The sequence below is a fragment of the Salimicrobium flavidum genome, assembly GCF_900156645.1.
GTDB classification, from domain to species: Bacteria; Bacillota; Bacilli; order Bacillales; family Halobacillaceae; genus Salimicrobium; species Salimicrobium flavidum.
In genome coordinates this window covers 1-26,064 of record NZ_FTOC01000008.1, presented here as the reverse complement: position 1 = coordinate 26,064, position 26,064 = coordinate 1, and the positions used below count along the sequence as shown (strand labels likewise).

The following is a 26,064-nucleotide window of genomic DNA, read 5'->3' as shown; positions in this document are numbered from 1 at the left end:
AATGGGCAAGAAATTCTGCCAGTCTACCCATAAAACCGAACAAACGTTCGCAAATGGGAGGCGCAAACTATGACGACTTACAGACAGGTTGACCTGATCGAACTACGAGAGTTAGAAACGTTCACGCACCAAAACGACATGGACGCAGCAATTTACGATCATATCGCAGAATTACGGGCGAACGAAGAGCCGGCCTCTACCATCGAGGTACTACGTTTCTTCGGACGTTCTTCTCTTCGTGTGCTGGGCGTATCTTTCGCAAAGCTGGCGACCATTACGGAACAGACCGGCTACTCTCTTTCTACGGTACGCCGAGCGATTGATAAACTCGAAAACTACGGCATGATCGAGAAGCACCCGACTACGAAGAAGTGGAAAAGCTACGGAAAGAGCCGTAAGAAGTCCGTTAATATAATCGTTATACAACCGGTGAACCGACAGGGTGAAACGTTAGGCACAAGCGACGAATTCACGCCACACAAGGCGGAAGAAGGCTACGAAAGAAACGAACCATTCCAACGCAAGCATGACTCTAAAAGCACAACAGAAACGGAAAGCACCGCCATGCTACGCCACGCCATTCCGTCCAAGCTATACGACGTGCTATCTCCGTTCTTTGAGGGCGACGCAGAAGGCCTTTATAACGCCGTTGGAACGTTGTTTAGAGCGAAGAGTTCCGTCGATTCTACAATACTAGCCGAGGATCACGACGAGTATTGCAACGCCTTCCTAAACGTCATGCGGCGTTATAAGTCGGGCAAAGTCCGCAGTCTGAACGCATACCTTTACGCAAGTTGGCAGGCGGTTACGGCGGAGATTACCCGAAGAAAAAACCGAGTAAGTAAGTCGGGTTTATCCGAAGGGCTGGCCGACTGGTTCGCCGGGGAGTTGTCGCAAGAGTTGGCGGAAGTGTAACTTCGACAATTCCGGGGAAATCACATGGAAACACGTAGGATATTCCGAGTTTCTTCATTAAAGGGCGGAAATTGAAAGTAAAGGCGAAGAGGCGCAAAGGTTACATTTACGGCGACACGAAGGGCGGAGAATGTACGTGCATAGGCGTAGGAATGCGAAGCAGGAGCACCGGAGCAAGCATTCACGACGCACGCACCGCAAAAACACCGACCCCTACGCAGCTATTCCGCTTACTGGACGTTACTCCTTCCGATGGTTGCCAGGTGCGGAAGTGATCCGTTCATAAGGCGGTGAGTGACGGGTATTTTACGTAGGTTTGCCGGGCATTCAGCCGGCAGTTTAAACCGTATTCTGTACGCATAAAGCACGAGAGTTTTATACGTTGTACGATACGAACAGACACCCGATAAACCCCGTCAAATCAACGTTGTATAAAATCGTGCATAATCGATAATATTCGGAAGTTCGATAAACGCCGTCATATCAACGTTTTAATTCGTAGATAACTTCCTATAGGTAGTATTATGTAAACTAATTTTGAATACGGGATACACCGATTATACAAGTTAATTGACCGCCGGAAATCACCGCAAACTACCGGGCTTCCTCCGACTTTCCTCCGCGACTGGTGAGCGTATAGGCCCCCGGGCGGTCGGTTCTCGCGCGCCTTCGCCGGGTGGGCAAAAGTTGCTTACAGGAATCAGCAACACGGGGTGCGCTGCCCTCTCGCCTCTATCCGAAGTTCCTAACGTCCCTACCTCGAAAATTTTCCGGCAAAATTCCGTAACCTCAACCCCTTCGCTTACTCACGCTTCCCCATCGTCGGCTTGCGCGTTTTCCAACGTTAGCAATTCGTTTATATCCGTTATATTAAGTTCCTCCGCGATCTTCTCAACGGCTTCCTTCGGTATGCGCTTCGTTTTTCCGTTGGCCATCTCGCTTATTGTTCTTTCCGTTAGCCCTGTACGCTGGGCGAGTTCTTTCTGCCCGATGGCACGCGATTTAAGTAACGGTTTCAATCGTATGTGTAATACCTTCTTCGTCATGTATATTCACCTCGCTAGCTTGCGTTTCCTTGTGTCCATTTTATCATAATGTAGAAGGTTTCCGGGGATTAATTACGCAAATCGGAATTTATCCGTTGACAATTACGTTAAACGGAATTATTATTGAAGTACGGTTACGCTAAACGTAATTTTAAGCGAATGGAGGCGAAGGACATGGACGATTATATCCACGGCATAGCAAGCGTTGTGACACTAGTATTCCTTTATACTGCCATGGTTTTAAGCGGAGGTGGGGCGTTATGAAAACGAAGGTAGAACGGTTGTTGTGGACGCACAAGGACTTAGATATACACGATCCTCGCCGCGCGGAAAAGGGGAAAGAATATCTCGACTGGGCCGATGAAATGACGGAGGTTGAGGAAGCGCTGATTCGGGCGTATTTTTCCGCGAAGGAAGTGCCGGAGGAGATTGCCGAGGACTTCGTAAAATACGTTGATTGGGACGACAACCGGCACCTGGCGCCTATGCTGCGGTACTTGCGCGAAAAATAAACGGAGCTTTAGCGGGCTTCTATCTTAACCAGTGGCGGGGCTCACCGAATACTATATACGAAATGAAGGGCGGTAGTTGTTGGCGCAACTGCCGGCTTTTGCGTTGTGAAGGGGCGCAAATTTTTGCACGGGGATATGAGAAGGCGTCAGTACCACTAGGGAGTGAGGAAGGTTTGGGCGGATAGCCATATTATACCCCGTTAGTCCCACTAGGTATTGAAGGAGATATACACGCGAAAGGGCGTTAGTCCCACTAGGTAATGAAGGGGCATGAACGAATTTTGATCGGATAGGGGATATGGCACCCCGTTTTGCGCACTAGGTATTGAGGAGCCCTTACGCGAATTTAAGGCGGAAGAATCGTAGAGGGGTTGTACGAGAAGGCGTCAGTCGTACTAGGAGATAGGAAGCCATATACACATGAGAAGGCGTTAGTCGTACTAAGTTATGAAGGGGAACGCCATATTTTAGCGTCATAGTCGTACTAGAGCATGAAGGAGATATACACGCGAGAGGGCGTTTTGTGCACTAGGTAGTGAGAAGGACTTTGCACGAATTTTGATCGGATACTTGACTAAAGCCCCGTTAGTCCCACTAGGAAGAAAGGAAGGTTTGGGCGGAACTGTCGTCAGATGGGTGTAAAACGCCCCGTTAGTCCCACTAGGAGTTGAGAAGGAAATGTGCGAAATTTTGTCCGATAGGGGATATTTTAGCGCTACAGTCGTACTAGGAGTTGAGGAAGGAAATTTAACGAATTTTGATCGGATGGGTGTAAAGCACGGCCGAATGTATCCTATATAGTGAGGAAGGTTTACGCAGGCACGGCAGAGCAGCCGGCTTTTTATTTACGAGAATAAGAACCAAACGATAATTAACGGATAGGAGGAGTTACTATTGACGAACGAACAATTTAGGTTGATCCGTCTGTACCTCGGAATCACACAGCGAGAGTATGCGAAACTAATCGGAATACCGAAACCTACCGTTTCAAAAATTGAAGCGGGCTACACGATTGTTACCGAGAAGAACAAGGCGAAAGTTATACGCAAGTTTGACCCGGAGAAAGACGAGTTTATCGAGTTCAGGCGCAGAATGAAGGTGTAGTTGGGCGGAGTACGAAGCGTTATCTAACGAAAATGCACACTTTTACTATTGTATATAATAGAAGAATTGTGCACTTTTTAAACGGAAGAAGCGTAATAAGAATAAGTTGGCATTGAGCCGTAGGCGAAAATGCGGGCGTAAGCCCAAAGGAAAGACGGAGCTATCGCTAGGGTCAAACCCATTGCGCCCTAAAGACCGGGCGCCAACTAACTCTAAGAACGCTATTAACGGACATGGCGGAAGGTATTTCCCTTTGTCGCATAAGGTTTATAACCGATAAAACACGTAAGGGGCGTTTCGTACTCCGCCACAAAACGAATTAAATGAGGAGTGAAGACGGATGAAGAAGGAAGGTATTGACGCACTCGCCACCAACGCAAAGCAGCCGTTGAAAGTCGAGCGAGACGCGCACATAAACGAGATAGCAGAGCGATTAGTAGGCGATTGGTGCCTGGCGCTATGGGAGCACGGTCACACGCCAACTCCAAGCGAGAATATGTTCGCCTATCAGACGTTCAAACTATGGCAGCAAACAGGCGTATTAGATTTGCCGGTGATCGTGGGCGCACAGCCGGGCTACGGAAAATCGACCATGCTAACGGTATTCCTTCGCTACATGGTACGCAATCAGCCGAACACTTTCGGGGCGATCGTAGTTAAGGAACGCGTCGAGGATATCAAGCGCCTTGCCGACGAGATAAACGAAGAAGGTACACAGAACGGACTTACGCAGATGAACAACTACGCCTATTATATCCGCGGCTACAATTCCGAGGAAATGACGCGCGAACACTACGAGGAGCAATTCACGACACAAGCGCAATACAACGTAGTTATTATGACGACGAAGCAATTCGAGCTGCAAGCGTTACGCGACAAACTCGGAAAGTTCGGACGCTTCAAAGACTCGCGAGGCATGAACCGGCCGAGAAGGACGCTGCTAATCGACGAGAAACCTTCGTTGGTAGTATCGCACAAGCTAGGTTACGACGAGTTGAACGGGTTAAAGTCGAAGGTAATCCGAGCAAGCCACGAAGCAACCGGAGACCGCGAGCCTTACGTAGATAAAGTGCTTTCGCTGGTGAACGAAGTAAGTCAGTCGCTAGAGGCGCATAAGATACCGGGGCGATTCCGGTACGATCCGATTAAGCCGAACTACATGATTCCTCGTAAGTTACTCGGCCACTTCGCGGAAGTCTTCGGAGTAAGTGACCTCCAGGAACTACGCGCCTTTGAGAGAGTCGTAGGGTACGGCGGAGAGTTGAACTTTCAAAACGGAAGAATCGAGATAGTTTCGACGTTTTACCTCCACTATGAAATAACCGAGTACAATACGTTCATTATGGACGGAACGGGCGACCTCGACCCCGAATATATCGGGCGAGACTTCAACCTATTCATGCCGGAGCAAAAACCGGACTTAACGAACGTGACGTTTCACCTTTGCAAGCAATACGGAATGTCGAAGACGTCTATTCGCGAACACAACCCGAAATCTATCGAAAACATTTCCGCAGAGATAAAGCGCATTGTTGAAGGCGAGGAAGGAAAGACGTTGATAGTTACGAACGCCGAGTTTGTTCCGCAGCTAGAGCAAAAGGTTCCAGCGTCAGAGTATAACGTTGTTTTCAAACACTACGACGGAGGGCGCGGTACAAACAACTACGCAGACGCAGACAACGCCATCTTTATCGGAGTGCTGAACAAAGGTTCTTCGTACTATGCAACGGCAGCACAGGCGGTTGCAGGCGATAGACTCGGAGAAACGTTAGGGATCGAACAAGAGAAATCAGGCGGAAGGTATCGTTTCACGGACGAAAGAGTCGAGGAGTACAAAAGCCTAGACGTAGCGGTCGAAATGGTTCAAGAAACGCACCGGATCAGAGCGAACAAGAAAACGAAGCCGGTGAACATTTACGTTTTCTACAACGATGAACGGACGTTGCAGCACATTACAGAGGCGTATGAAGGCGCAACTATCAGGGAACACAAGCCGGTTAGCAAACTGATAGGCGCGGAAACAACGGCTGACGCAATCGTTCGATACTTCCGCGAGATGGAGACGGGTGAACAAATAAAACAGTCGCGGATTTACAAAGACCTGGACGTTCACCGGAACACCTTCACGAAGGCGGTCGAAACGGATCGAGTCGTACAAGCCATGAAAGAAATGAACGTTACGAAAGAGAAAACGAAGTATATCAAAGAGGAGCGATGAAGGAATGACGAAAACCAAACGAGACACATTCGCCATATTTACGGAACACTTTGGTTATGACGTCGAGAGAATCGCCAAGCAGGGCCGTGTATTTCAGTTCATGCACGGCGTGAACCTGGCGCAAGACATCAACGGAAGGATGAGGTTCACGAAACCTTTAGACCTCGAAGAAACCGCCGAGGATTTTATTTTTTACGTGAATAACGAAATTTAAGACGAGCTAACCCAATTTTAATTCTACCATGCCGACCCGATGATGGCAAGCAGAGAAATACCGGAGGGGCGCAGGAAAAACCTACATAGGAGGGAGTGATGAAGAAGATGAGCGAAAGAAGCCTAACAGACCTAACGGAGTACCTAAAAGCGTTGGCGCACCTACATGATTCCGGCCACCGTTGCAATACGGAAATCAGCCGGGCGCTGAAACAGATCGAGAAGGAAATCGGAATTGACGACGAGTAAGAAAAAAAACTACGACGAGGAGCGATGAAGAATGGAAGAACGATTCTACCAACTAATGATGAAACGAATGGACGAAATGATTGAACGCCTGGACGACCACGGAGCGAAACTTGAACGGATTGACGAGCGCACGGAACGCCTTGAAGCGAAGGAAAGCGAAGGCGAGGTGAAGCGTCATGCGTAAGCCACAGACGAAACAATGCGCCGAGTGCACCTTCACGAAGCCTCTGACGCACTTCTACGGAGACAAAACGCAAAAGGACGGAAAAATGAGGCGCTGCAAGGAATGCCAACGAAACTACGACGCCCAACGCGCCGGCACTTTACGCCGGAAAGCGAGACTTGCCACGAAGGACGCCAACAGGAATCACGAAGGAACGCTATCCTTTTATGACGTTATATGGACGCTAGCCGAAACGGAATGTATGTATTGTGGCGAAGAAGTCGAAGAGGCGAAAAGGACGTTAGAACACGTCACGCCGGGGAACGACTTCGGCTCTATCGGAATGTGCTGTACTTCTTGTAACAGCCGGAAGCATAACACTCCGTTTATCGTCTTTGCCGTGCGCCACTTAACCGACTATCAAACGGTAAGAATCGTTGACCGGCTGGCGTTGAGAAGGGCGCAATCCTTCGAGGAAACGTTCAACGAGCTTTATGACGACATGAAGCGCTATTTCACCGAGAAGCATGAGAGGGCGCTAGAGGAAGCGAGACAGGCGGAAAAGGCCGGAGGTGACGACGCATGAGTTATTACACTAAAGCCGAGCAGGAAACGTTGTATTTGTATGATCCGGCGGCCGAACAATGGCGAGTACATTCGACCTATCCGCCACATATACGGAAGCTACTCGAAGCGCTGACCGAAACAGACGCGAAGGAAACGGACGAACACGGGCGGGTGATTCTCGTATCAGGGGCGCTAGAGCCGGCGCAGATCAGGCTATACCGGTGAACCTGCTACCCCGCATTTTTAAGCGATAACAGGGGCGCGGGAACTATACCCTTCGGAAATAAACGGAAGGTTAAAAAACCCCGGGCAGCCCCGCCTTTTTTGGGCGAGAAACACGCATATACGACCCTAAAACTACTGACGAGAGGCAGGCGGATATATGAACGTTAAATGTATCGAAACGCACCGCACGTACTACGCCGGTACTTTTACCCGCCGGGAGATTTACGCAACCCCACGCGACGGCAAGCCCCGCAAGCTAATTACCTCCGAGCCAACCCTTCGCATAACCTCGGAAGGCTTCACGCTAGAAACGGCGGAAGGGGAAGTAATCGGGCGAGGGAAAGAGAAGCAACCTCGGCGGATAGTCGAAAACCTGGCGCGAAGAGGGCTGAAGGTACGGCCAACGATCGACATTAACACGGAGCAGGAACGAATACGAACGAGTTACCAGCGATTCATAAGCGAATATGGAGGCGGTGAGTACGGCATGGAAACACGCAGATATTTCAAATGTTACGTAGAGCAGGCGGAAGCCGACGAACAGGGAGAGCGAGAATATACGGCAATAGGCGTTCAAGAGTACGAGCGGAGAAGCACCGTAGCCATCGGAAGTTTCTACGCGCCTAACGGCTACACGAACCGCCAAGCATACGAGGAAATAGCACGGTATATACACGGACAATTAAACGACGGAGAGCACGCGGTTATAAAGTACGCGGGGAACCTGCCGGCGCCAAGAGCGCGGTTATTCAAAGACCGGCTGACCTTCCGCCATGAGCCGAAGCGAAAGCCGAGCATGGACGAAGTACGGACGCTAGCAGAGGACGCGGTGAGCCGGCAGGCGAGCATAGAACAACGATTCACCGAGCCTTTACCGTCGGGGGTGAACGACGAATGAGCCGGAAGAAACGGAACGACCAGCTACGGAGTAAAAAAGACGGACGGAACCGGAAGAAACCGACAGACGGCGTAACCTGGACGGAGCGCCTTATGGACGAGTTGCAATCCGGAGAAGAAAGCGAGCAACCGAAGGGCAAGCGAAAAGGAAGCCCGGAAAGTGCGCGCAGGCTACGATCAGACCACAATTAAACGGAAAGGGCGGATAGCATGAGCGAAGAGAAGAAGTTTACCCAGGACGAGGTGAACGAAATTGTCCGGGAAAGAGTGAACCGATTCAAAAGGAAATTCGAGAGAGAGCAAGACGAAAAGGCACACTTCAAAACCCTTTATTACGCTGAATGGTATAAGAACTTACGTCTAGAGACGGAGATAGGGCGACTAAAACGGGAGAAGGAGGCGCATTTAGATGCCAACAGAAGAAGAGATTAATGCCGAAGTTGAGGCGCAACTCGAAGCAAAGCGCCAAGCCGACGAGCTGAAAGCGACCCTAAACGAGAAACAGGCGGAAGCCTTCGACAAAAAGAAGGAATCACTACTCGCTAAAGCCGGTTACGACGCCGGGCAGGTTGAACGATATAAGGCGTTGTTGAAGGGCGAAACGGAGGCGGACGTGAAGGCGGAGGTTCAAGCGTTGCAAGACGACCTACCGCCGAAGCAAAACTACGGTGATCCAAACGTAGGAAATAACGCAAAAACTCCGCCAAAGAAGAAAAACCACGAGGACAAGGGGCGCGAAAACTATAAGCGACTCGTCCAAAAAGGAAAGCTACGGGGAGGTAAACGTAGATGGAAAAACGATTAAAACTAGACCTACAATTTTTTGCGGAAGAGCCGGAACAACCGGAAGAAGGCGCAGAAAGCACGGAAAAGCCGGAGCAAGCCGAAGAGCAGCCGGAAGGCGCAGAGTTCACGGAAGAAGAAGCGCAGGAAGAAATCGAGCGTCGGGTACGGGAAGCGCTGGAAGCCGAAGAAGGCGCAGAGATACCGGACTATAAAGGCGAATACCTGGGGCTAAAAAAGAAAGTTGCGCTGGTAGAAGCCGGCGTGCCGGTGGATCAAACGGAAAGATACGCCAAGTACATTACGGCAGACGAGCCGGAAGCGATTGAAGCAGAGGCGCGCGAGATAGCAACCGACGCCACGCAACCGAAGAAAAAGGCTTATGGCGATCCAAGCCAACGTACAGGAAAAACTTTTAAAAATCCGTTCAAACGAAAAGGAGACTGATAAATAATGTCAATCGAACAAATGAAAAACCAAACCCAGCAAGCAATCGAAGCCGAGGTAAACCGATTCCGAAAAGAAATCGACCAAATCAATCAATCACTCGATCCACGGTATGAAAGCGTAGCCTTCAAGAACGACGTTATCAGCAAAAAACGGAAAGAACTTGAACAGCGAGTACGTGAGCAGGAAGAAACCTTCCGCAAAGAAGCGAAGCAGGAACTCGAACACGCGGAAGCCCAAGCCGCAACCTCGACGATTAGACCGACGGAAAGCGATCGCGCCCTCGCAGAAAGCACGCTGAGTGAGTTCTCTTCCGCCCTTGCCCTCTCCTACAACGACAAGCAAAAGGCGCAGGCACGCGAGGAACTTGAAAGCAAACTCTCGCATATGAGCCGGGAGCAGTTATACGCAATTAAAACGCAGTTACCTTCCGTGCTACGAAACGCAGCCGGGGACGAAGAAGCGTTGAAACAAGTACGCCCGATTCACAGGAAGCTATCGGAAGTGAAAACGGAGGAACAGGAACAGGCGGAAACAACGAAAGAACTCGCAGACGCGAGGGTTGACGGTTCTTTTAAACGACTGAAACTCACGCATAAGGCTTTCAAGCCGGAAAAGCCCGAGGCCGGGAGCGAGCCGATCAACTACGTCAATCCGTTATACCCTAAGAAGCATAAGTAAAAGCGAAGGAAGCACGGAAGAAACGCCTCGATGAAAGCGCCAAGCCGGAGAGGCGCAACACACGGAAGTGCAAATATAAAGCCGAAAAGGCGGAAGGAGAACGAATTACATGAAAACCATTACTATTGAGCATTACGTACAAGGGCCAACACCAAACAACGGAGGGGCGTACAGAGTTCTAAGCGCTAAGAAGGACGGAAACAGAGTTACGTCCGACATGGCGGCAGAGAACGTGATAGATTTCATCGTAGGAGCCGTGGGAACCGTCGCTAATTATGACGCAATAGCCGACGACTATACAATCGAGCTGCCGGCGGAGGTAACGTTGACCGCGGCACTAGAAACGCACCTAACGGACAAGCTAGAGAGCGACCCACTTATAACATCAGTAACTTTTGCGTAATTAAATAAAGCCCCCTGAACGGGGGCTAATATTCATGCGGTCACTTTCTTTTTTGTATATGCTTTATTACATTCGACACACTTAAAACGCGGCAACGGAAGTAAGAATATTAGAAATGACAAAATTACGCCTGGTATGCCGAGGATAAGTAAGGGAAGGAAGAAGATACCTGCCAATGTTACAAAACTAAAAAGACTAACAACAACGAGAAAAATAAAAGTCCGAATAGGTGTTTTAACAATGTTTTCAGAATGACAATTAGGACACCTCAAAAATAAAACCTCCTATGCTTGTTTACTTTAATATACATTAAATTCTAGTAAATGAAAAACCTTCTATAAAATTCACTAAGGGGAGATTACATGAAAATCGAGAAGCGAGAAAACCGAGTAGTACAAACGCAGGAAGAACTGAACGAGCTGCAAGCCGCGATAAAAGCCGACGGGGGCTACGTGAGTAAAGTGGACGTTATGCGGAACGGGACTATCTCCGTGAATTTCTCGACGTTTTACGACGTAGAGTAATAAGCCGAGCGTCTTTCCTACGGGAGAGGCGTTCTTTTTTGTCGAAAATTAAAGGGAATATCGGAGGGGCGCCGAATAGTAAAGAAGTACGCCATTAAACGACAGAATGGAGCGATGAAATGAAACACGAATCAGCCGAAGCATATTTACGGTGGGAGAAAGAGCAAATACTACGAGAAATGACGGGTTTAGGACGTTTTCAAATTGAGTATTGCGAGTTGTTACCCGACAACGACCGGCATATCACCCTACGCGATCACACCGCAACCGACCCCGAGCAAGCTACGAGAATATACGCATATTCTACGATCCCCTATGAAGATGACTCCGATGTCCAAGACTTTTTTATCCGCCACAAGCGCATTATAGACGAAGGAATATACGACGACCTACCGGAAGGGTGAACGGAGAGTTACGCCTCCCCCCGGAAACCCCTTGCAAACAAACGTAAATTCCCGTAAGATGGAAGGAAATAGTCGGAAAAGTGTACGTGTCTAGCCGAATAAACCGTAAGTACCCCGAGGAGCCTCAACGTAGGAAGCTGACGCTAAAAGCAAGCGTTGAGTTTCCCCGCCAGGTTTCCTAAACCATGTGTCGCAGGTTCGAATCCTGCCGGGGGCATTAATTAACAGGAAGAGGCCGCTTCGTTTTATCGGAAGTGGTCTTTTTTTGTGGTTTTATATCCGCACATGAACTGCACGGGAAGCCAATTATCCGCTTTACAAAAAAGAAAGCCAGAGATATAATAAGAACAAGTGTTCGTGTAATGATTGAGGGCGTATCGGGGGGCGATACACCGGAAATGAAGGAGCATTTTTCATTTCCCGGGAAATGAGGTGAAGAAAATGGATGATCTACCTTATCCGAGACATGATGTTTTATGTCTTGATATGAGGTCTTTCTATGCGAGCGTCGAATGCATCAAGCATGGGCTGGATCCTAAGGAAGCGCTGCTGGCGGTCGTCGGGGACCCGGAACGAAGCGGAAGCATCGTTCTTGCTGCTTCTCCGGCGCTCAAAAAAAAGCACGGCACAGGAAACGTCTCCCGCTTTTTCGAACTTCCCGATGATCCGGAAATCATCATTGCAAAAGCAAGCATGCAGGATTATCTGGATGTTTCCGTTGAGATAACGAAGCTGGTCAATCAGTATGCCCCGCTCGAAGCTATTCACGTGTATTCTGTCGACGAGCTGTGGGTGACCGTAGATGGCCTCGGATCGCTTTACGGGTCCCCTTATGAAATAGCTGAGCTTCTTAAGAAAAGGATATACGAACAGTTCGGTATCGAGTGCGCTATCGGCATAGGAGATAACAAGTTTCTCGCTAAAGTGGTCCTCGATATTCATGCTAAAAAGGAAGAAAATGGTATATCTATATGCCGCTATGAGGACGTGGAACGATTACTTTGGCCGGTGCCGGTGGAAGATATCTGGGGAATCGGGAAACGTATGATGAAGCGGCTTAATAACATGGGGATTGTGAAACTTGGGGACCTTGCGTCCCATCCGCTCCGGTTCCTGAAAAAACGCTTCGGTATCATGGGGGAGCAGATGTACTGGCATGCAAAAGGAGTGGATCTCAGTCCGGTATTCGGGGATTTCACACGTTCAGAACAGAAGAGTTACGGTCACGGGATAACATTGCTCGAAGACTATGAAAAGAAGGAAATTTATCCTTGTCTGCTGGATCTTTGCGAAGAAGTATGCCGAAGGGCACGGGAGTTTCAGCACGTCGGCCGTACCATTCATGTAGGAGTCGGTTATACAAAGGATATAGGTGGCGGTTTTTCCAGATCCCAGTCGCTGCATACGCCGACCAACCTGACGATGGATATGTATAAGACTGTCGTGTCTTTGTTTCACCGTAATTATGAAGAGGGAGTGTCGATTCGCCGGGTTTACGTTTCCCTTACAAATTTAGAACGTGACGAATGTTTACAGCTGGAGTTCTTTGATCAGAAAGAAAAAGTCCGTCAGCTGAGTGAAACGATGGATGATATCCGCGCTCGTCACGGAGCTACGTCCCTGCTTCGCGCAAGCAGTTATCAGCAGGGAGGAATTACACTCGAAAGAAGCAAAAAAGTAGGTGGGCATTACGCTTGAAACGTTTCCCCGGGGGAATACGTAAATGAGGAATAGTCCGGAGAACGGAGAGGAGTCTCTATGAAAACACAAATTATAATCAGTCTTATTTTAGCGCTTCTGCTGACACAGATGCCAATTATAGGAAAATACTTTGCGATGCTTAATACTATGGTACATGAAACGGGGCATTCTCTTACGGCGCTGGTAACCGGCGGGAACGTCCGGAATATTTCGCTGTTTCCGAATACCTCAGGAGTTACGATGACTGGACATACGTCCTGGTTCAGTCACGTACTCACCAGTTTATCCGGCTATATTTTCGCCTCCGGTTTCGCTTTTTTTCTCTTCTATCTATTGGCCAAAGGTAAATATACGTGGATCGTCATTCTTCTGATGGGGCTTCTTTCCCTCAATTTATTGTTCTGGGTACGTAATCTGTACGGAGTATTCTGGATTATCACCTTCGGGGCGCTGTTCATTTGGCTGATCCGTTCCGGCCACCAGACGCTTATCGTTTATTCACTGACATTCATTGCTGCGCTGGTGCTGGTGGAGTCAGTGCTTAGTGCTTTCAACATTATGTGGCTCAGTGTCATATCCCCGGGCCGGGCAGGGGACGCGGCGAACCTCGCCCAGGCTACGAAAGTACCGGCGATTGTATGGGGGACAGGTTTCTTCCTTCAGGCTATTTATTTCGCGATGCAGGCGTGGAAAAGGGTTTTTTAGAAAGAAAAGCGGAATCACCCCGCTTAGAAATACTGGCATAAGCAGACCGGTCAGAACAAATGCCCCGCTCTCCTTTAAGGGAAGCGGGGCATTTGTTTATTCAAATTTTATTTTCTGTTTGACCGGAGAAGCCATGTTACCTTCTTCGTCCCGGACTTTATGAACGTAAAGCGTATACGTTTCATCCTTATTTATTTCCATAATAGGGTTGATTTGAACAGTGAAGTAATCTCCCTCTTCACTGTTATTTATACTTGCTCTTAATCCATTTCCCTCACTGTCTTTCAGATAAAAATTACGCTGATTGAGGTAGCGATCATCAATTTTTTCATTGAAGTCGACCGAGACATATTCATTTGAAACGGTAACGACATCTTCTGTTTTTTCAAGTGGCTCGAACGTCGTTGTAGCATATGGATGAGAAGAGTTGATAAGATTTGAGGAAGAAATGAACTTCTCTTCTCCATTTTCTTCTACCGTGTAATACCCGTAGTGACTGGCATCATTGTCTTTGAATACAAGAGGTTTGTTCAGAACGGAAAACTCGTTGTAGAATCCGCGAGAAGTGGAATTGTTAAGCAGTTCTGAGTCATACACGTTGATTTTTGAAGTAGAAGTGGGATTGCGATTAAATGCAATCAACTTATCCGCTTCAAAGTTATCCATTCGGGTATAGGTGCCTTCTTTTTCAAGCTTGACGCTCTTCTCGTCTGTAAAAGTGACGTGGCCACTATCTTCGCCTACATCATATGTTTCTCCTTCTTCGAAATAATCACTCATAGCCTCAGAGATCTCCTCGGCATGAGACTCCTCATTCGAATCATCGCTGTAAAATAGTTCTCCATTCTGTTCGATAGACTGGAATACAGCATCCTGGTAAGTAATCTCATTATGATCTTTCGGAACGTTCGTCTCTGCTAGCCCGTTATAAGCCATCACCGGAAAATACCAGTGTTCGATCACATCACGCTCCGGTTTTTCAGTATAAGAAGCTTTTCCAGTCTGATAAGCCCACGTTTTCACTTCGGGGATGCGTGTGCCTATGTAGTTCCACTTAGCATTCAGAACGTCAGCCGCAGCCCGTATGTTGTTCTCGATATCTTTGAGTTCTTCCGCTGAATAATCTGTGTCACTTAGCTCCGTAATCTGCATCAGTCCGATACCACCGTCATCGGTCATAATCACGTCTCCGTTCTCATCATAATGGCGAAAGTACTCTCCATCTGCTCCCGATTCTTTAGAGGCGATCGCGATCATGATTTCTGCCGGTATATCATTCTCATTAGCGACCTCCACGATGGTAGTGAGAATTTCTTTGTGGGACATCTTCTCCTCTGCGGAAAGAGGTGAGGACGTCAGCGCAAGCAAACACGCTATCCCTATGGCTATCCATTTTTTCATAAAAAAATCCGCCCTTCCCTGTTTTTTCTAATAAAAGCATATCAAAATTCTACATTTTTTCCTATGAAAACACTTGTATCTGTTTGTATCCGGGGAAAATAGGGTAAGTGAATGAGTACTATAATAATAAAAGAGAAGGGGGATAGGTATGGATTTGAAAGACCGTTTACTTACCCAGGGATTTGATACGATTGATATTTTTCTTATTGATGATGAAAAGAACCAGACGACAGTGTCGAATATAAGTCTTCATAAAGTGACGGATCTGGAGTACAAGCTTTATCTGGAACCGGAATCTGTGGAATACTATCTGGATCACGAGAACCCTTACTTCACGGCTACTCAGGAGGAACCGGATAAGGAGCCGATCGGGGTAAAAGGGTATATTTTGGAATGGTGAAAAGAGCCTCTTTGAGAGAGGGTCTTTTTTTACTCTTTTGAGTAAGCACTCATGAAAAAACTCAGGCCCTTTTCCTAAGGTGAACACCTGAGTCACGCCGGAAGGGGGAGTCAGGATGCGGGCGTACGCTCTTGTGATGGTTACTGTCTTCTTGTTTGCGGGGAACTACATAGTAGGGAAAGTGGCTGCTGATGTTGTACCTCCCTTGACATTGACATGGATGCGTTCCTTAACGGCGGTTATTCTTGTGTTTCTTTTTTATCGAAAAAAAATCATGATTGTGCGTCATCAGCTGATTAAGGAATGGCGCCCCATTCTAGGCATGGCGGTTACAGGGATTGCCTTCTTCCCGTCTCTTTCTTATTTAGCTCTCCACTATACTTCTACCGTCAACGCTTCGATCATGGAGTCTCTTACTCCTGCCGTAACGATTGTAATCGGTTATTTGTTCCTGAAGGAGCGTTATGGACAGAGACAGCTTTTCGGAGTGGCTATATCTTTGGTCGGGGTCGTCTATATTATAAGTAAAGGTTCTCTGGAGACGTTTCTTTCCCTGGGGTTCAATAGCGGGGATTTGATCATGATGGGGGCTGTGCTCTGTTGGGCGACTTATTCGACGCTCGTGAACAGACATGGGTATCGTATTCCATTATTCGGGAGTTTGTTTGCTATCCTTCTTCTCGGAAATATCATCGTCATGTTTGGAGCTTTTTTGTTTGAATGGTCGCAGGGACGCTTTGTTTCCGAGTGGTCCGCCTCCATAGTGTTCAGTATTCTTTACACAGGGGTATTCCCTTCTTTTCTCGCACTTTTATCATGGAATATGGCTGTAGCGGAAATAGGGCCGGCAAAAGCGACAGTATTCATGAATTTCATGCCGTTTGCCACCGCTATCCTTTCCCTCCTGTTTCTTCAGGAAAAAATTACGCTCCCGCAGATCATCGGAGGAGCTATCGTCCTGACAGGAATCTATTTCACGACGAAAGTGAAGCGTAAGCGGAAAATACCTGGTTATGAATCACGCTGACTGCGTCTTCGTTTTTCTTTGCGGTCCGCAATTCCCCCGATTATAAGAAACACTCCGGACGTGAATATCATCAGTGAAATCATCGTATTATTGATGGTGGAAAGCAATATAATAGAGACGATGATATTGGCTATGCCTATGATTCCGAGAATCCAAAAAAGCTTGTTTTCTTTAGTCATAATCTCTCACCCTTCTACTTGAATATTATAAAGAGATTGAAAAGGGGAATCAATACTCCCGTTACCAAAGAAAGGAAGAGAATTTATGTATAATACTTTAAATATTTTTTGAAATCGCATACAATACAATTAACGGAATTTTTTGAAAGGTGTACATACATCTTATGAACCACTATTCATATAGTGGGATAATCTTGCTAAGGAGTGTGAAATAAGCTATGGACATGAAACCAATTCCAGCCCAATCAGGATCTCACAATCTTGAAGACTACGAAAAAGTGTACAATTCATTCGATTGGAATGAAGCGAAAAATAATTTCACCTGGAACGATACAGGTAAGGTGAATATTGCTTATGAAACGATCGATAAGCATGCGGAAGATCCAAATAAAAAAGATCAGACTGCGCTTATCTATTCAGCTCCTGACCGCGAAGAAACGCTGACGTTCGCCGATTTGAAACGGGAAAGTGACAAGTTCGCGAACGTATTGAAAAAGCATAATATAGAAAAAGGGGACCGTGTCTTTCTGTTCCTTCCAAGAAGTCCGGAATTTTACGCAGCTTTCCTTGGAATTTTGAAGACAGGAGCGATTGCAGGTCCTTTATTTGAAGCATTCATGGAACAGGCGGTGCGTGACCGTCTCGAAGATAGTGAAGCGAAGATGCTGATCACCACTCCTGAACTTCTTGAACGGGTGCCGCAGGAGGATCTTCCTGACCTGAAACAAATCGTCCTTGTCGGAGGAGAAGATTCCGGGAACCACATCAGTTTTGAAGAAGAGATGAAGAACGCTTCTGAAGATTTCGATATAGAATGGGTCGATCTCGAAGACGGTATGCTTCTTCACTATACATCCGGTTCTACCGGTAAGCCGAAAGGTGTCTACCATGTGCACAATGCCATGATTCAGCATTATCAGACCGGAAAATGGGTGCTGGATCTGCAGGAAGGAGATGTATACTGGTGTACCGCCGATCCAGGCTGGGTCACAGGTACAAGTTACGGAATTTTCGCGCCATGGTTGAACGGAGTAACGAACGTAGTCCGCGGCGGACGTTTCAGTGCAGATGACTGGTATGCGATGATCAGTGAAAAAGATATCAGCGTCTGGTATTCCGCACCGACAGCTTTTCGTAAGCTGATGAGTGCTGGTGCAGATGTAGCGAAGAAGCACGATATGTCTTCTCTCCGTCATATACTGAGTGTGGGAGAGCCGCTTAACCCGGAAGTTATTACGTGGGGATTGAAAGCATTCGATCTTCGTATTCATGATACGTGGTGGATGACGGAAACCGGATCACAGCTGATCTGTAACTATCCATCTATGGAAATCCGTCCAGGCTCGATGGGTAAACCGATTCCTGGTACGGAAGCTTCTATCATAGATAATGAAGGGAACGAACTTCCGCCGAATCAGATGGGCAACCTGGCGATCAAGGAAGGATGGCCCGCTCAGATGCGCGCCATCTGGAAGAACCCTGGGAAATTCGAAAGTTACTTTATAAACGGATGGTATGTCTCAGGGGACAGCGCCTACCGCGATGAAGACGGATACTTCTGGTTCCAGGGACGTCTCGATGATGTCATCAACACATCCGGAGAACGTGTCGGACCGTTTGAAGTGGAAAGTAAACTGATTGAGCATGAAGCTGTAGCAGAAGCTGGTGTCATCGGTAAACCTGACCCGGAACGCGGGGAAATCATCAAGGCTTTCATCACTCTTAATGAAGGATATTCCGAGTCTGAGGATTTGCTTGAAGATATTCGTCAGTTCGTGAAAAAAGGACTGAGCGCTCACGCTGCGCCGCGTGAAATCGAAGTGAAGGATACGATTCCGAAAACACGTAGTGGTAAAATCATGCGTCGTCTTCTGAAATCCTGGGAGCTTGGCCTTCCGACAGGAGACACTTCCACATTAGAAGAATAAGCATTCACCCCTTCATCCCAGAGGATGGAGGGGTTTTATTTGGTGAAAACACGTCACCTGTGTGGTACCGAAGTTTCGAATACCTACTTATGAATTAGGTTTCTGAGCGGGAGTTTCCGCTTTTTTCATTGTTTCACGTGGAACATTGGCATAGATTCATACTTTTTAAGGTCTGCCATTGATGAAAAGTCGGCGAGATTAGGAAAGGGGAAAGGTGGGAATACTTCTTTAGAAGAAAAAGGGGGAAGTTAGATATGTATGATGTAATAGGTATAGGAATCGGTCCTTATAATCTCGGCATGGCTGGTCTCATCGATCAGACCGAAGAGGTGGAAGGTATTTTCTTTGATGAGACTCCGAAGTTCGAATGGCATCCTGGTATGCTTGTAGAAAAAATGGATTTGCAGGTACCGTTCATGGCGGACCTTGCCACGTTCGCAGATCCCAAAAGCCCTCATACGTTCATGAACTACCTTTATGAAAACAACAGGATGTTTCCGTTCTACTTTTATCAGAATTTCAAGATCCCCCGCCAGGAATACAATGATTATCTCCAGTGGGTAGCCGGTATGCTGGATAATTTGTATTTCGGTCATACGGTGATCGATGTTCTCGATCGTACGAAGGAAGAATATTATACCGTTCGGGTCGAAGAGAAGATGACAGGGGAAATAAAAGAGTTTGACGCAAAACACGTATTGATGGCTACAGGTACAAAGCCTATCGTTTTTGATGGTACAGAGGATTTCCCTAATGAAGATATCCTTCATTCCAGTCGGTATCTGTTTGAAAAAGAGCAACTCCTCAAATCGAAAGATGTAACGGTTGTCGGTTCGGGACAGAGTGCACTTGAAATTTTCCTTGATCTGCTTGAAGAACAGGAACGACAGGATATGCGTGTAACATTACTGACGAGGTCCGGAGGGCTGTTTCAACTGGATCAGGCGAAATTTGCGCAGGAAATGTTCACCCCTGAGTATATAGATTATTTTCATAACTTGAGTGAAGAGAAAAGAATGGAAGCGCTGGATACGCTGGAGCCTTTAAGGAAAGGGATCGACCCGGATACTCTGACTCGTCTTTACAGAAAGTTGTACCACCGTACTGCGGCGGGAGGGGATAGTAAGGTATTCATACAGCCGATGACAGAGGTCAATAACATCGAATTTGAAAATGGGAGATACCACTTGGATTGTCATCAGTGGCAGGAGGAAGTGAGGTATGTGCATTCGACGAAGAAAGTCGTGCTTGCCACCGGATATGAACCTCATTTTCCTGATTGGTTCATGCAAAATTTCAAGGATAAAATCGAATGGGAAGGAGAGATGCAGTATAAAGTGACGAGAGATTATCAACTTGTCTTTGAACAGGAGCGCTCTCATCACTTTTTTACTGCAACTGGACTCACTCATTCCCATGGGACAGGAGCGACAAATCTTGGATTGGCTGTACATAGAAACGTACACATCCTGAATACAATCGCCGGCAGGGAAGTTTATAGAAATCAGCAGAACCCTGCTTTCCAGACGTTTTCTGTGAAGGATCTTTGAAGAAATGTTTAATATGAGAGAGACCGGGAAAGATTTACAATGGAAATAATCTTACGAAGGAGATGATGACACAATGAGTAAAGTAGCATGTGTGTTAACAGATATGTTCGAAGATGTGGAATTCACTCAGCCGGTCAATGACTTGAAAAAAGACGGCCATGAGGTAACAAATATTGAATGGGAAGCTGGCAAGGAAGTAACCGGTAAACAAGGAAAGGCGACAGCAACGATAGATAAATCGATTGACGAGGTGAACCCTGAAGATTTCGATGCACTGTTCATTCCTGGCGGTTTTTCACCGGACCAGCTTCGCGGCGACGAAAAGTTCGTGAAATTCGCTAAACATTTCATGGATAAGGAGAAGCCGGTATTCGCTATTTGCCATGGCCCGCAACTTCTTATTACGGCAAAATCGCTCGAAGGTCGTCAGGCTACAGGTTTCAAATCCATTCAGGTGGATATGGAATACGCCGGAGCTAAAGTGAAGGATGAAGAGGTTGTCGTTTGTCACGATCAGCTTGTGACCAGCCGTCAACCGGATGACATTCCGGCGTTCAATAAGGAAATGACCCGCATTCTTCGAAAATAAAGAAAAAATCAAGACCTCCCGCTCTCATGTGTGGGAGGTCTTTTGTATGCGGAGAAACTTCCACTTTTCTTATCCAGCTACAGTTTCCGGAAGTTTGAAATATAAGCAGCCGCGCCTGTTTCTGAAAAAATCGCTCGAAGCCATGCCCGTCTGCTTATAATAAAACTTCTAAACGGGAAACTTCCGCTTTTCTTATTTTCAAAATATTGCTATGATTAAAGGTATGAAAGAATTGGGGCTTGGAGGGATAGAAATGATCGTCCGGGAATATAAGGAAGGGTTTATCATGATTCGTCAGCATGATCATGCGTTGATCTCCGGGAAAATGGCACGCCAGTGGAGAAAAGATTTTTTGCTGACATCGAGAATCAGATCGGAAGCGGACTGGGCCATTGAAGTGCACGACAGAGCCTGGATCCCCCTTGATAAGAAACCGCTTTGGAATGAAGAGAAACAACGTCCCTTTTCATTTATCGACTATCCTCTGGAAGAAAAACTGCAGGCTTATCGTAGCGGTATTGAAGAGACGGCAAAAGAGTCGCTTTATGCAGGAATCCTGACAAGCATGCATTATCAGTCGTTTTTTGAAAATGACAGGGAGGACCCGCATGCGGCGGAGTTTTATGATGAACAGACACATGTCCAGGAGCAATTGTTCAGTCAGATGAGAGTTGAAGTTCCGCAGGAGTTGAGACAGTTGCATTTCGAACGGCTCCAATTCTGTGATAACTTGTCCTTATACATATGTATGAACAAACCCGGAGTCTCCAAAGAAGACGAAGTGTCCTGGTTCAAAGATGGCTTCCCTCAGCCCTTCGATTTTGCTCCGGGAGGGGTGAGTTCTTACTGGAGAGATGAGACGTCGGTGATCCTGAAACCTTTTCCATTTTCCGAGGAATGGACGGCTTCTGTCCCGTACCGCTACGTGACGAGGGAAAGGATTGAAGAGGTAGGGCTGGAAACGGCCTACAACGAAGCAGAAGAGTATGATTACTTTGTAACTTTCGATTAGGATGTGTAGGTATGGAAAACGATCGTTATTATATGGGTATAGCCATCGAGGAAGCTGAAAAAGCAAGGGAGCTCGGAGAAGTACCGATCGGAGCTGTGCTTGTACACGAAGGGGAAGTCATTTCCCGGGCCCACAATTTGAGGGAAACGACACAGAAGACTTCTTCTCATGCCGAATGCCTCGTCATCGACCGGGGGAACGAGGTTATCGGAAGCTGGCGCCTGGAGGAATGTACCCTTTATGTGACGCTCGAACCCTGTCCGATGTGCGCCGGAGCTATTCTTCAGTCCCGGATCCCTGTGCTCGTCTACGGCGCTTTCGATCCTAAAGCAGGATGTGCCGGTACACTGATGAACCTTTTGGATGACAGTCGTTTCAATCATCGTACAGAGGTCCGCTCAGGGGTCATGGAAGAAGAATGCAGAGAGATGCTCTCCTCATTTTTTCGGAATATACGGGAAAAGAAAAAGAAGAAATAGCTTTCTATTGCATTTTTCGTAGTGAACAGATATACTTAGGATTGTCGTGCTAAGCGGGGAGGTAGCGGTGCCCTGTACTCGCAATCCGCTATAGCGAGGCTGAATTCCTGCTCGAGGTGATAAGGTTTCAAGGTCTGCCTCACAAGAACAGTGTTGACATCCAGGTCCTGCGCAATGAGAAGCAGTGAACCCTGTCAGATCCGGAAGGAAGCAGCAGTAAGCTGTGCCTCTCGTGTGCCGCGGGAGCGCCTGGATCGAGCTGTAATTGTGAGTAACGCTTGGGGTCTTGTCATCGACAGCAGGTGCACGGCATTACATAACTTAGGGAGTCGTTGCGGCTAATTGCCGCAGCGGCTTTTTTATATCAAGCCCCGCCTCTCTTCATCTGATAAAGTTTGTGCTGATACCCAGGTATAGCTTCACAGGGAGGGTGAGTATTCGATATAATAGGACCAAGACTAAAAAAGGGGAAAATTATTATGAGCTATCAGGCCCTTTACCGGGTATGGCGTCCTACCTTATTCGAGGATGTGGTTGGACAGACACACATTACACGTACGCTGCAAAACGCTATTGTTCAGCAAAAGTTTTCGCATGCGTATTTATTTTCCGGTCCGCGGGGCACAGGGAAAACGAGTGCAGCGAAGATTTTCGCGAAGACGGTCAATTGTGAACAATCACCGACGAGAGAACCTTGCAACGCCTGTAGTGCATGCCTTGGTATTCAGGATGGCTCGGTGTCGGATGTCATTGAAATCGATGCTGCTTCGAACAATGGCGTAGAGCAGATTCGGGATATCCGGGATAAAGTGAAATATGCACCTACTTCCGCTTCTTATAAGGTATACATCATCGATGAGGTGCACATGTTGTCGATCGGTGCTTTCAACGCCCTGCTAAAAACGTTGGAGGAACCTCCACCTCACGTCATTTTCATTTTGGCGACCACGGAGCCTCATAAAATCCCGCTTACGATCATATCCCGGACGCAGCGATTTGATTTCAAACGTATTTCCCAGAACGCTATGGTGGAACGGATGTCTTCCATTGTGGAAGAAGAAGGGATAGCAGTTGATAAAGAAGCTCTGGATATCGTGGCTTTGAGTGCAGAAGGCGGGATGAGGGATGCTCTGAGTTTACTGGATCAGGCGATTTCTTACAGTGAAGACAGGGTCGGTTCTGAAGATGTTCTTGCTGTTACCGGGTCTATTTCTCAGAAGCATCTCGCCTCTCTGGTGCAATACGTACATGAGGCGCAAGTGAAAGAAGCTCTTGAAACAGTGGATGAGCTTATCCAGGAAGGGAAGGACCCCGGTCGGTTCGTTTTTGATCTGATTTACTATCTGCGCGATGTTCTTATGTATCAGAGTGCTCCTGCACTTGAACAGCATTTGGAGCGGGCCGTAGTGGATAGTGTTTTCAAAGAGCTTACCGGGAAGCTGGAAGCACTCTGGATCCAGGAAGCCATCCGTGCGCTGAATCAATGTCAGCAGGAAATGAAATGGACCACGAGTCCGAAAGTTTTTATAGAGATTGCACTTCTCAACATTGCGGATCAGAAAAAGGCCTCTTCGACGGGAGCAGACGCGGAAATAGTCGAGAAGCTCTCCCAGCGAATCGATACGCTGGAGAAGAAACTGGTTAAGATGGAAGAGAATCCTCCGCTCCAGCAGGAAAATCAGCAAGCAGCTGCTCCGAAACGCACGCCTTCGAGAGGGTCGAAAAACAATTATCAAGTCCCTTACGAAAAAGTTCATCGTACCCTCCAGGAGGCGTCCAAAGAAGCCATCTCGGGAGTGAAGGGAGTGTGGGGTGAATTCATGGAAGCATTGAAACGACGGAACGCCCCTGCCCATGCGACACTTTTGAATAGTAAGCCGAGGGCCGCTTCCGAGAGTTCGCTCGTGCTGGCTTTCCGTTATGATATCCATTGTTCATTGGCTCTCGATCACAAAGGTACGATTGAACCCTTGCTCGAAGAATTCACCGGAAAACCTCTGGCAGTCATCCCGGTTCCTGAACCACAGTGGCAAAAGCTCCGTGAAGAATATATACAGAAACAGAAAGAAGAAGCTCCTGAAGAAGAAAAAAGTTCAGAGGAAGAAGAAGATTTCATCTCAGAAGCGAAAAAATTAGCTGGTGATGATATAATTGAGATTCACGATTAAATTTAAGGAGGAATTTATATGCGCGGCGGTGGAAATGCGAACAATATGATGAAACAGATGCAGAAAATGCAAAAGAAAATGATGAAAGCACAGGAAGAACTTTATGAAATGACTTTCGAAGCTACAGCCGGTGGTGGAATGATCAAAGTTACAGCAAACGGTAAAAAAGAAATCACTAACGTGGAAATCGATGAAGAAGCAGTGGACCCGGAAGATGTGGAAATGCTTCAGGATCTGATCATTGCAGCGACGAACGATGTGTTGAAGCAGGTAGATGATAAGACGAACGACACGATGGGTGAGTTTACGAAAGGTATGCCTGGTGGAGGAATGTTCTAGTGTACTATCCAGAACCGATTTCAAAGCTGATCGACAGCTTTACTAAATTGCCAGGGATCGGTCCTAAGACGGCGGTCCGTCTGGCTTTTTATGTTTTAGAGATGGAAGAAGACGATGTGCTGGAGTTCGGCAAGGCACTCGTCAATGCTAAACGGGAGCTGACCCATTGTTCCACGTGTGGTCATATCACGGATCAGGATCCCTGTTCCATTTGTCAGGATGAATCGAGGGACGGAACCCTCATCTGTGTCGTCCAGGATCCCAAAGATGTGATCGCTATGGAAAAGATGAAGGAATTCAGCGGGAAGTACCATGTACTTCATGGTGCTATCTCCCCGATGGATGGTATCGGGCCTGAGGATATCAACGTGGAAAGTTTGATTAAACGCTTGAAAGATGAAGGTGTGGAAGAACTTATTATTGCCACGAATCCTAACGTGGAAGGTGAAGCGACGGCTATGTATATATCACGTCTCGTGAAGCCGGCCGGTATCCGGACAACCCGTATCGCTCACGGTCTTCCTATGGGCGGAGATCTTGAATATGCGGATGAAGTAACTCTTTCGAAGGCAATGGAAGGAAGAAGAGAACTGTAAGGATGAGAAAACCTTATGTTTAATAGGAAGAAAAAGAAAAAAAGACAGGAAGAAGAACGCCTGATTGAAAATATCCGGGACGCTCACGAAGAATGGAGAAAACTCGATCGACTCATGCAACAAAGCATTGATCCGAGTGAAGAAGGCTACAGGCAGCTTACGGTAGCGAAAGCGAAATACTTTTACTTATTAAGAGAAGCGCGTATCCGTAATATCAACGCCCATTCATGAATACCGTTCCTTTCATTTTTGGTGAAATGAGCGGAAAGGGATGCGAGTCAATCTATGCTGTGTGTCCCGCTCCTATTTCTGTAGAGATGGATCATATCAAAACGTGACGAAGTTAAAAAAACTGCAAATTGCAGTTTTTTTATTTTTTTTGTTGTAACCCTTGCAAACGAAAAAACAGGATGATATATTATTATTTGTCGCGTTAAGGAAAGCCGTTCACGGCAACCGGCGCACACAAAAAAATATACATTGTTGTTGACGGAATACGCACAACATGGTATATTGATTAAGTCGCTGTTTTGAGAGCGACACCGTAGATCTTTGAAAACTGAACAATGTTTTATGCCATGCGTCAATTTTTAAAGCAAGACAACATGAGCTAATCAATCGCTCTTTTATGGAGAGTTT

Annotated in this window: 33 protein-coding genes and 1 other RNA gene; 31 read left to right on the top strand and 3 right to left on the bottom strand. The window is 47.1% G+C overall.

Annotated elements, in window-relative coordinates; translation table 11 throughout:
* Positions 1-69: 69 nt before the first annotated feature.
* A complete protein-coding gene (locus BW944_RS11065; RefSeq protein ID WP_076559665.1) occupies positions 70-915 on the top strand; it encodes an IclR family transcriptional regulator in 846 nt (281 codons plus the stop codon).
* A gap of 130 nt (positions 916-1,045) precedes the next feature.
* Complete coding sequence (locus BW944_RS15075) at positions 1,046-1,201, top strand: hypothetical protein (protein WP_159438245.1); 156 nt, start codon at positions 1,046-1,048, stop codon at positions 1,199-1,201.
* Between the two features lie 520 nt (positions 1,202-1,721).
* Here the strand turns inward: BW944_RS15075 and BW944_RS11060 are convergent.
* Positions 1,722-1,961 (bottom strand): helix-turn-helix domain-containing protein, encoded by a 240-nt coding sequence (locus BW944_RS11060; protein ID WP_076559663.1) that lies wholly within the window; start codon positions 1,959-1,961, stop codon positions 1,722-1,724.
* A gap of 260 nt (positions 1,962-2,221) precedes the next feature.
* On the opposite strand from BW944_RS11060, the gene BW944_RS11055 reads away from it, so the two are divergent.
* The 17 genes from BW944_RS11055 to BW944_RS10975 all read left to right on the top strand — a co-directional run bounded on the left by BW944_RS11055 (position 2,222) and on the right by BW944_RS10975 (position 13,757).
* Positions 2,222-2,473, top strand: a complete 252-nt coding sequence (locus BW944_RS11055) for a hypothetical protein (protein ID WP_076559661.1) — start codon at positions 2,222-2,224, stop codon at positions 2,471-2,473.
* Positions 2,474-3,367: 894 nt separating this feature from the next.
* Complete coding sequence (locus BW944_RS11050) at positions 3,368-3,577, top strand: helix-turn-helix domain-containing protein (protein ID WP_076559659.1); 210 nt, start codon at positions 3,368-3,370, stop codon at positions 3,575-3,577.
* Between the two features lie 340 nt (positions 3,578-3,917).
* Positions 3,918-5,795 (top strand): hypothetical protein, encoded by a 1,878-nt coding sequence (locus BW944_RS11045; RefSeq protein ID WP_076559657.1) that lies wholly within the window; start codon positions 3,918-3,920, stop codon positions 5,793-5,795.
* Positions 5,796-5,799: 4 nt separating this feature from the next.
* The gene (locus BW944_RS11040) at positions 5,800-6,009 is read left to right on the top strand and encodes a hypothetical protein (RefSeq protein WP_076559655.1); all 210 of its coding nucleotides are present in this window, start codon (positions 5,800-5,802) and stop codon (positions 6,007-6,009) included.
* A 98-nt stretch (positions 6,010-6,107) separates the two neighbouring features.
* Positions 6,108-6,257, top strand: coding sequence for a hypothetical protein (locus BW944_RS15070; RefSeq protein WP_159438243.1), 150 nt, complete (start codon positions 6,108-6,110; stop codon positions 6,255-6,257).
* Positions 6,258-6,288: 31 nt separating this feature from the next.
* Complete coding sequence (locus BW944_RS15065) at positions 6,289-6,441, top strand: hypothetical protein (protein WP_159438240.1); 153 nt, start codon at positions 6,289-6,291, stop codon at positions 6,439-6,441.
* A complete protein-coding gene (locus BW944_RS11035) occupies positions 6,434-7,006 on the top strand; it encodes a hypothetical protein (RefSeq protein ID WP_076559653.1) in 573 nt (190 codons plus the stop codon). Before BW944_RS15065 ends, BW944_RS11035 begins: the two co-directional genes overlap by 8 nt.
* Positions 7,003-7,212: a hypothetical protein gene (locus tag BW944_RS11030; RefSeq protein ID WP_076559651.1), complete on the top strand. Its 210-nt coding sequence runs from the start codon at positions 7,003-7,005 to the stop codon at positions 7,210-7,212. The genes BW944_RS11035 and BW944_RS11030 overlap by 4 nt, the downstream gene beginning before the upstream one ends.
* Positions 7,213-7,369: 157 nt before the next feature.
* On the top strand, positions 7,370-8,110 hold the full coding sequence (locus BW944_RS11025) for a hypothetical protein (protein ID WP_076559649.1): 741 nt from the start codon (positions 7,370-7,372) through the stop codon (positions 8,108-8,110).
* Entirely contained in the window at positions 8,107-8,301 is a 195-nt protein-coding gene (locus BW944_RS11020; protein WP_076559647.1) for a hypothetical protein, read from the top strand. Before BW944_RS11025 ends, BW944_RS11020 begins: the two co-directional genes overlap by 4 nt.
* A 217-nt stretch (positions 8,302-8,518) precedes the next feature.
* Positions 8,519-8,914 carry a hypothetical protein gene (locus BW944_RS11010; protein ID WP_076559642.1) on the top strand — a complete coding sequence of 132 codons (396 nt, stop codon included), beginning with the start codon at positions 8,519-8,521 and terminating at the stop codon, positions 8,912-8,914.
* Positions 8,899-9,339 carry a hypothetical protein gene (locus BW944_RS11005; RefSeq protein ID WP_076559640.1) on the top strand — a complete coding sequence of 147 codons (441 nt, stop codon included), beginning with the start codon at positions 8,899-8,901 and terminating at the stop codon, positions 9,337-9,339. Before BW944_RS11010 ends, BW944_RS11005 begins: the two co-directional genes overlap by 16 nt.
* Positions 9,340-9,345: 6 nt before the next feature.
* The gene (locus BW944_RS11000) at positions 9,346-10,020 is read left to right on the top strand and encodes a hypothetical protein (protein WP_076559638.1); all 675 of its coding nucleotides are present in this window, start codon (positions 9,346-9,348) and stop codon (positions 10,018-10,020) included.
* A gap of 109 nt (positions 10,021-10,129) precedes the next feature.
* Entirely contained in the window at positions 10,130-10,423 is a 294-nt protein-coding gene (locus tag BW944_RS10995) for a hypothetical protein (RefSeq protein WP_076559636.1), read from the top strand.
* A gap of 362 nt (positions 10,424-10,785) precedes the next feature.
* Positions 10,786-10,947, top strand: a complete 162-nt coding sequence (locus tag BW944_RS15060; protein ID WP_159438238.1) for a hypothetical protein — start codon at positions 10,786-10,788, stop codon at positions 10,945-10,947.
* A gap of 845 nt (positions 10,948-11,792) precedes the next feature.
* Complete coding sequence (locus tag BW944_RS10980) at positions 11,793-13,049, top strand: DNA polymerase IV (RefSeq protein WP_076559630.1); 1,257 nt, start codon at positions 11,793-11,795, stop codon at positions 13,047-13,049.
* Positions 13,050-13,109: 60 nt separating this feature from the next.
* The gene (locus tag BW944_RS10975) at positions 13,110-13,757 is read left to right on the top strand and encodes a M50 family metallopeptidase (protein ID WP_076559628.1); all 648 of its coding nucleotides are present in this window, start codon (positions 13,110-13,112) and stop codon (positions 13,755-13,757) included.
* Positions 13,758-13,853: 96 nt separating this feature from the next.
* Here the strand turns inward: BW944_RS10975 and BW944_RS10970 are convergent, their stop codons facing one another.
* On the bottom strand, positions 13,854-15,158 hold the full coding sequence (locus BW944_RS10970; protein ID WP_076559626.1) for a transglycosylase SLT domain-containing protein: 1,305 nt from the start codon (positions 15,156-15,158) through the stop codon (positions 13,854-13,856).
* 148 nt (positions 15,159-15,306) lie between these two features.
* On the opposite strand from BW944_RS10970, the gene BW944_RS10965 reads away from it, so the two are divergent.
* On the top strand, positions 15,307-15,558 hold the full coding sequence (locus tag BW944_RS10965; RefSeq protein WP_076559624.1) for a hypothetical protein: 252 nt from the start codon (positions 15,307-15,309) through the stop codon (positions 15,556-15,558).
* A 115-nt stretch (positions 15,559-15,673) separates the two neighbouring features.
* Complete coding sequence (locus tag BW944_RS10960) at positions 15,674-16,585, top strand: DMT family transporter (protein ID WP_076559622.1); 912 nt, start codon at positions 15,674-15,676, stop codon at positions 16,583-16,585.
* Here the strand turns inward: BW944_RS10960 and BW944_RS10955 are convergent.
* On the bottom strand, positions 16,570-16,764 hold the full coding sequence (locus BW944_RS10955; RefSeq protein ID WP_076559620.1) for a hypothetical protein: 195 nt from the start codon (positions 16,762-16,764) through the stop codon (positions 16,570-16,572). The two genes, BW944_RS10960 and BW944_RS10955, sit on opposite strands and share 16 nt — an antisense overlap.
* Before the next feature lie 218 nt (positions 16,765-16,982).
* Here BW944_RS10955 and acsA point away from each other — a divergent pair, with 218 nt between their 5' ends.
* The 10 genes from acsA (at position 16,983) to BW944_RS10905 (ending at position 25,656) form a co-directional block, all read left to right on the top strand.
* Positions 16,983-18,692, top strand: a complete 1,710-nt coding sequence (gene acsA / locus BW944_RS10950; RefSeq protein ID WP_076559618.1) for an acetate--CoA ligase — start codon at positions 16,983-16,985, stop codon at positions 18,690-18,692.
* Positions 18,693-18,946: 254 nt separating this feature from the next.
* Entirely contained in the window at positions 18,947-20,242 is a 1,296-nt protein-coding gene (locus BW944_RS10945; protein ID WP_076559616.1) for a lysine N(6)-hydroxylase/L-ornithine N(5)-oxygenase family protein, read from the top strand.
* A 73-nt stretch (positions 20,243-20,315) separates the two neighbouring features.
* On the top strand, positions 20,316-20,831 hold the full coding sequence (locus tag BW944_RS10940) for a type 1 glutamine amidotransferase domain-containing protein (protein WP_076559614.1): 516 nt from the start codon (positions 20,316-20,318) through the stop codon (positions 20,829-20,831).
* A 253-nt stretch (positions 20,832-21,084) separates the two neighbouring features.
* Positions 21,085-21,843 carry a DUF3891 family protein gene (locus tag BW944_RS10935; RefSeq protein WP_076559612.1) on the top strand — a complete coding sequence of 253 codons (759 nt, stop codon included), beginning with the start codon at positions 21,085-21,087 and terminating at the stop codon, positions 21,841-21,843.
* An 11-nt stretch (positions 21,844-21,854) separates the two neighbouring features.
* Positions 21,855-22,322 carry a tRNA adenosine(34) deaminase TadA gene (tadA, locus tag BW944_RS10930; protein WP_076559610.1) on the top strand — a complete coding sequence of 156 codons (468 nt, stop codon included), beginning with the start codon at positions 21,855-21,857 and terminating at the stop codon, positions 22,320-22,322.
* A gap of 44 nt (positions 22,323-22,366) precedes the next feature.
* Positions 22,367-22,632: signal recognition particle sRNA large type (gene ffs, locus BW944_RS10925), an RNA gene on the top strand.
* 169 nt (positions 22,633-22,801) lie between these two features.
* Entirely contained in the window at positions 22,802-24,490 is a 1,689-nt protein-coding gene (gene dnaX / locus BW944_RS10920; protein WP_076559608.1) for a DNA polymerase III subunit gamma/tau, read from the top strand.
* A gap of 18 nt (positions 24,491-24,508) precedes the next feature.
* Positions 24,509-24,829, top strand: a complete 321-nt coding sequence (locus BW944_RS10915) for a YbaB/EbfC family nucleoid-associated protein (RefSeq protein ID WP_076559606.1) — start codon at positions 24,509-24,511, stop codon at positions 24,827-24,829.
* Positions 24,829-25,425 carry a recombination mediator RecR gene (recR, locus tag BW944_RS10910; RefSeq protein WP_076559604.1) on the top strand — a complete coding sequence of 199 codons (597 nt, stop codon included), beginning with the start codon at positions 24,829-24,831 and terminating at the stop codon, positions 25,423-25,425. The genes BW944_RS10915 and recR overlap by 1 nt, the downstream gene beginning before the upstream one ends.
* A gap of 15 nt (positions 25,426-25,440) precedes the next feature.
* Positions 25,441-25,656 (top strand): YaaL family protein, encoded by a 216-nt coding sequence (locus BW944_RS10905; protein ID WP_076559602.1) that lies wholly within the window; start codon positions 25,441-25,443, stop codon positions 25,654-25,656.
* The last annotated feature ends 408 nt before the right edge of the window (positions 25,657-26,064 follow it).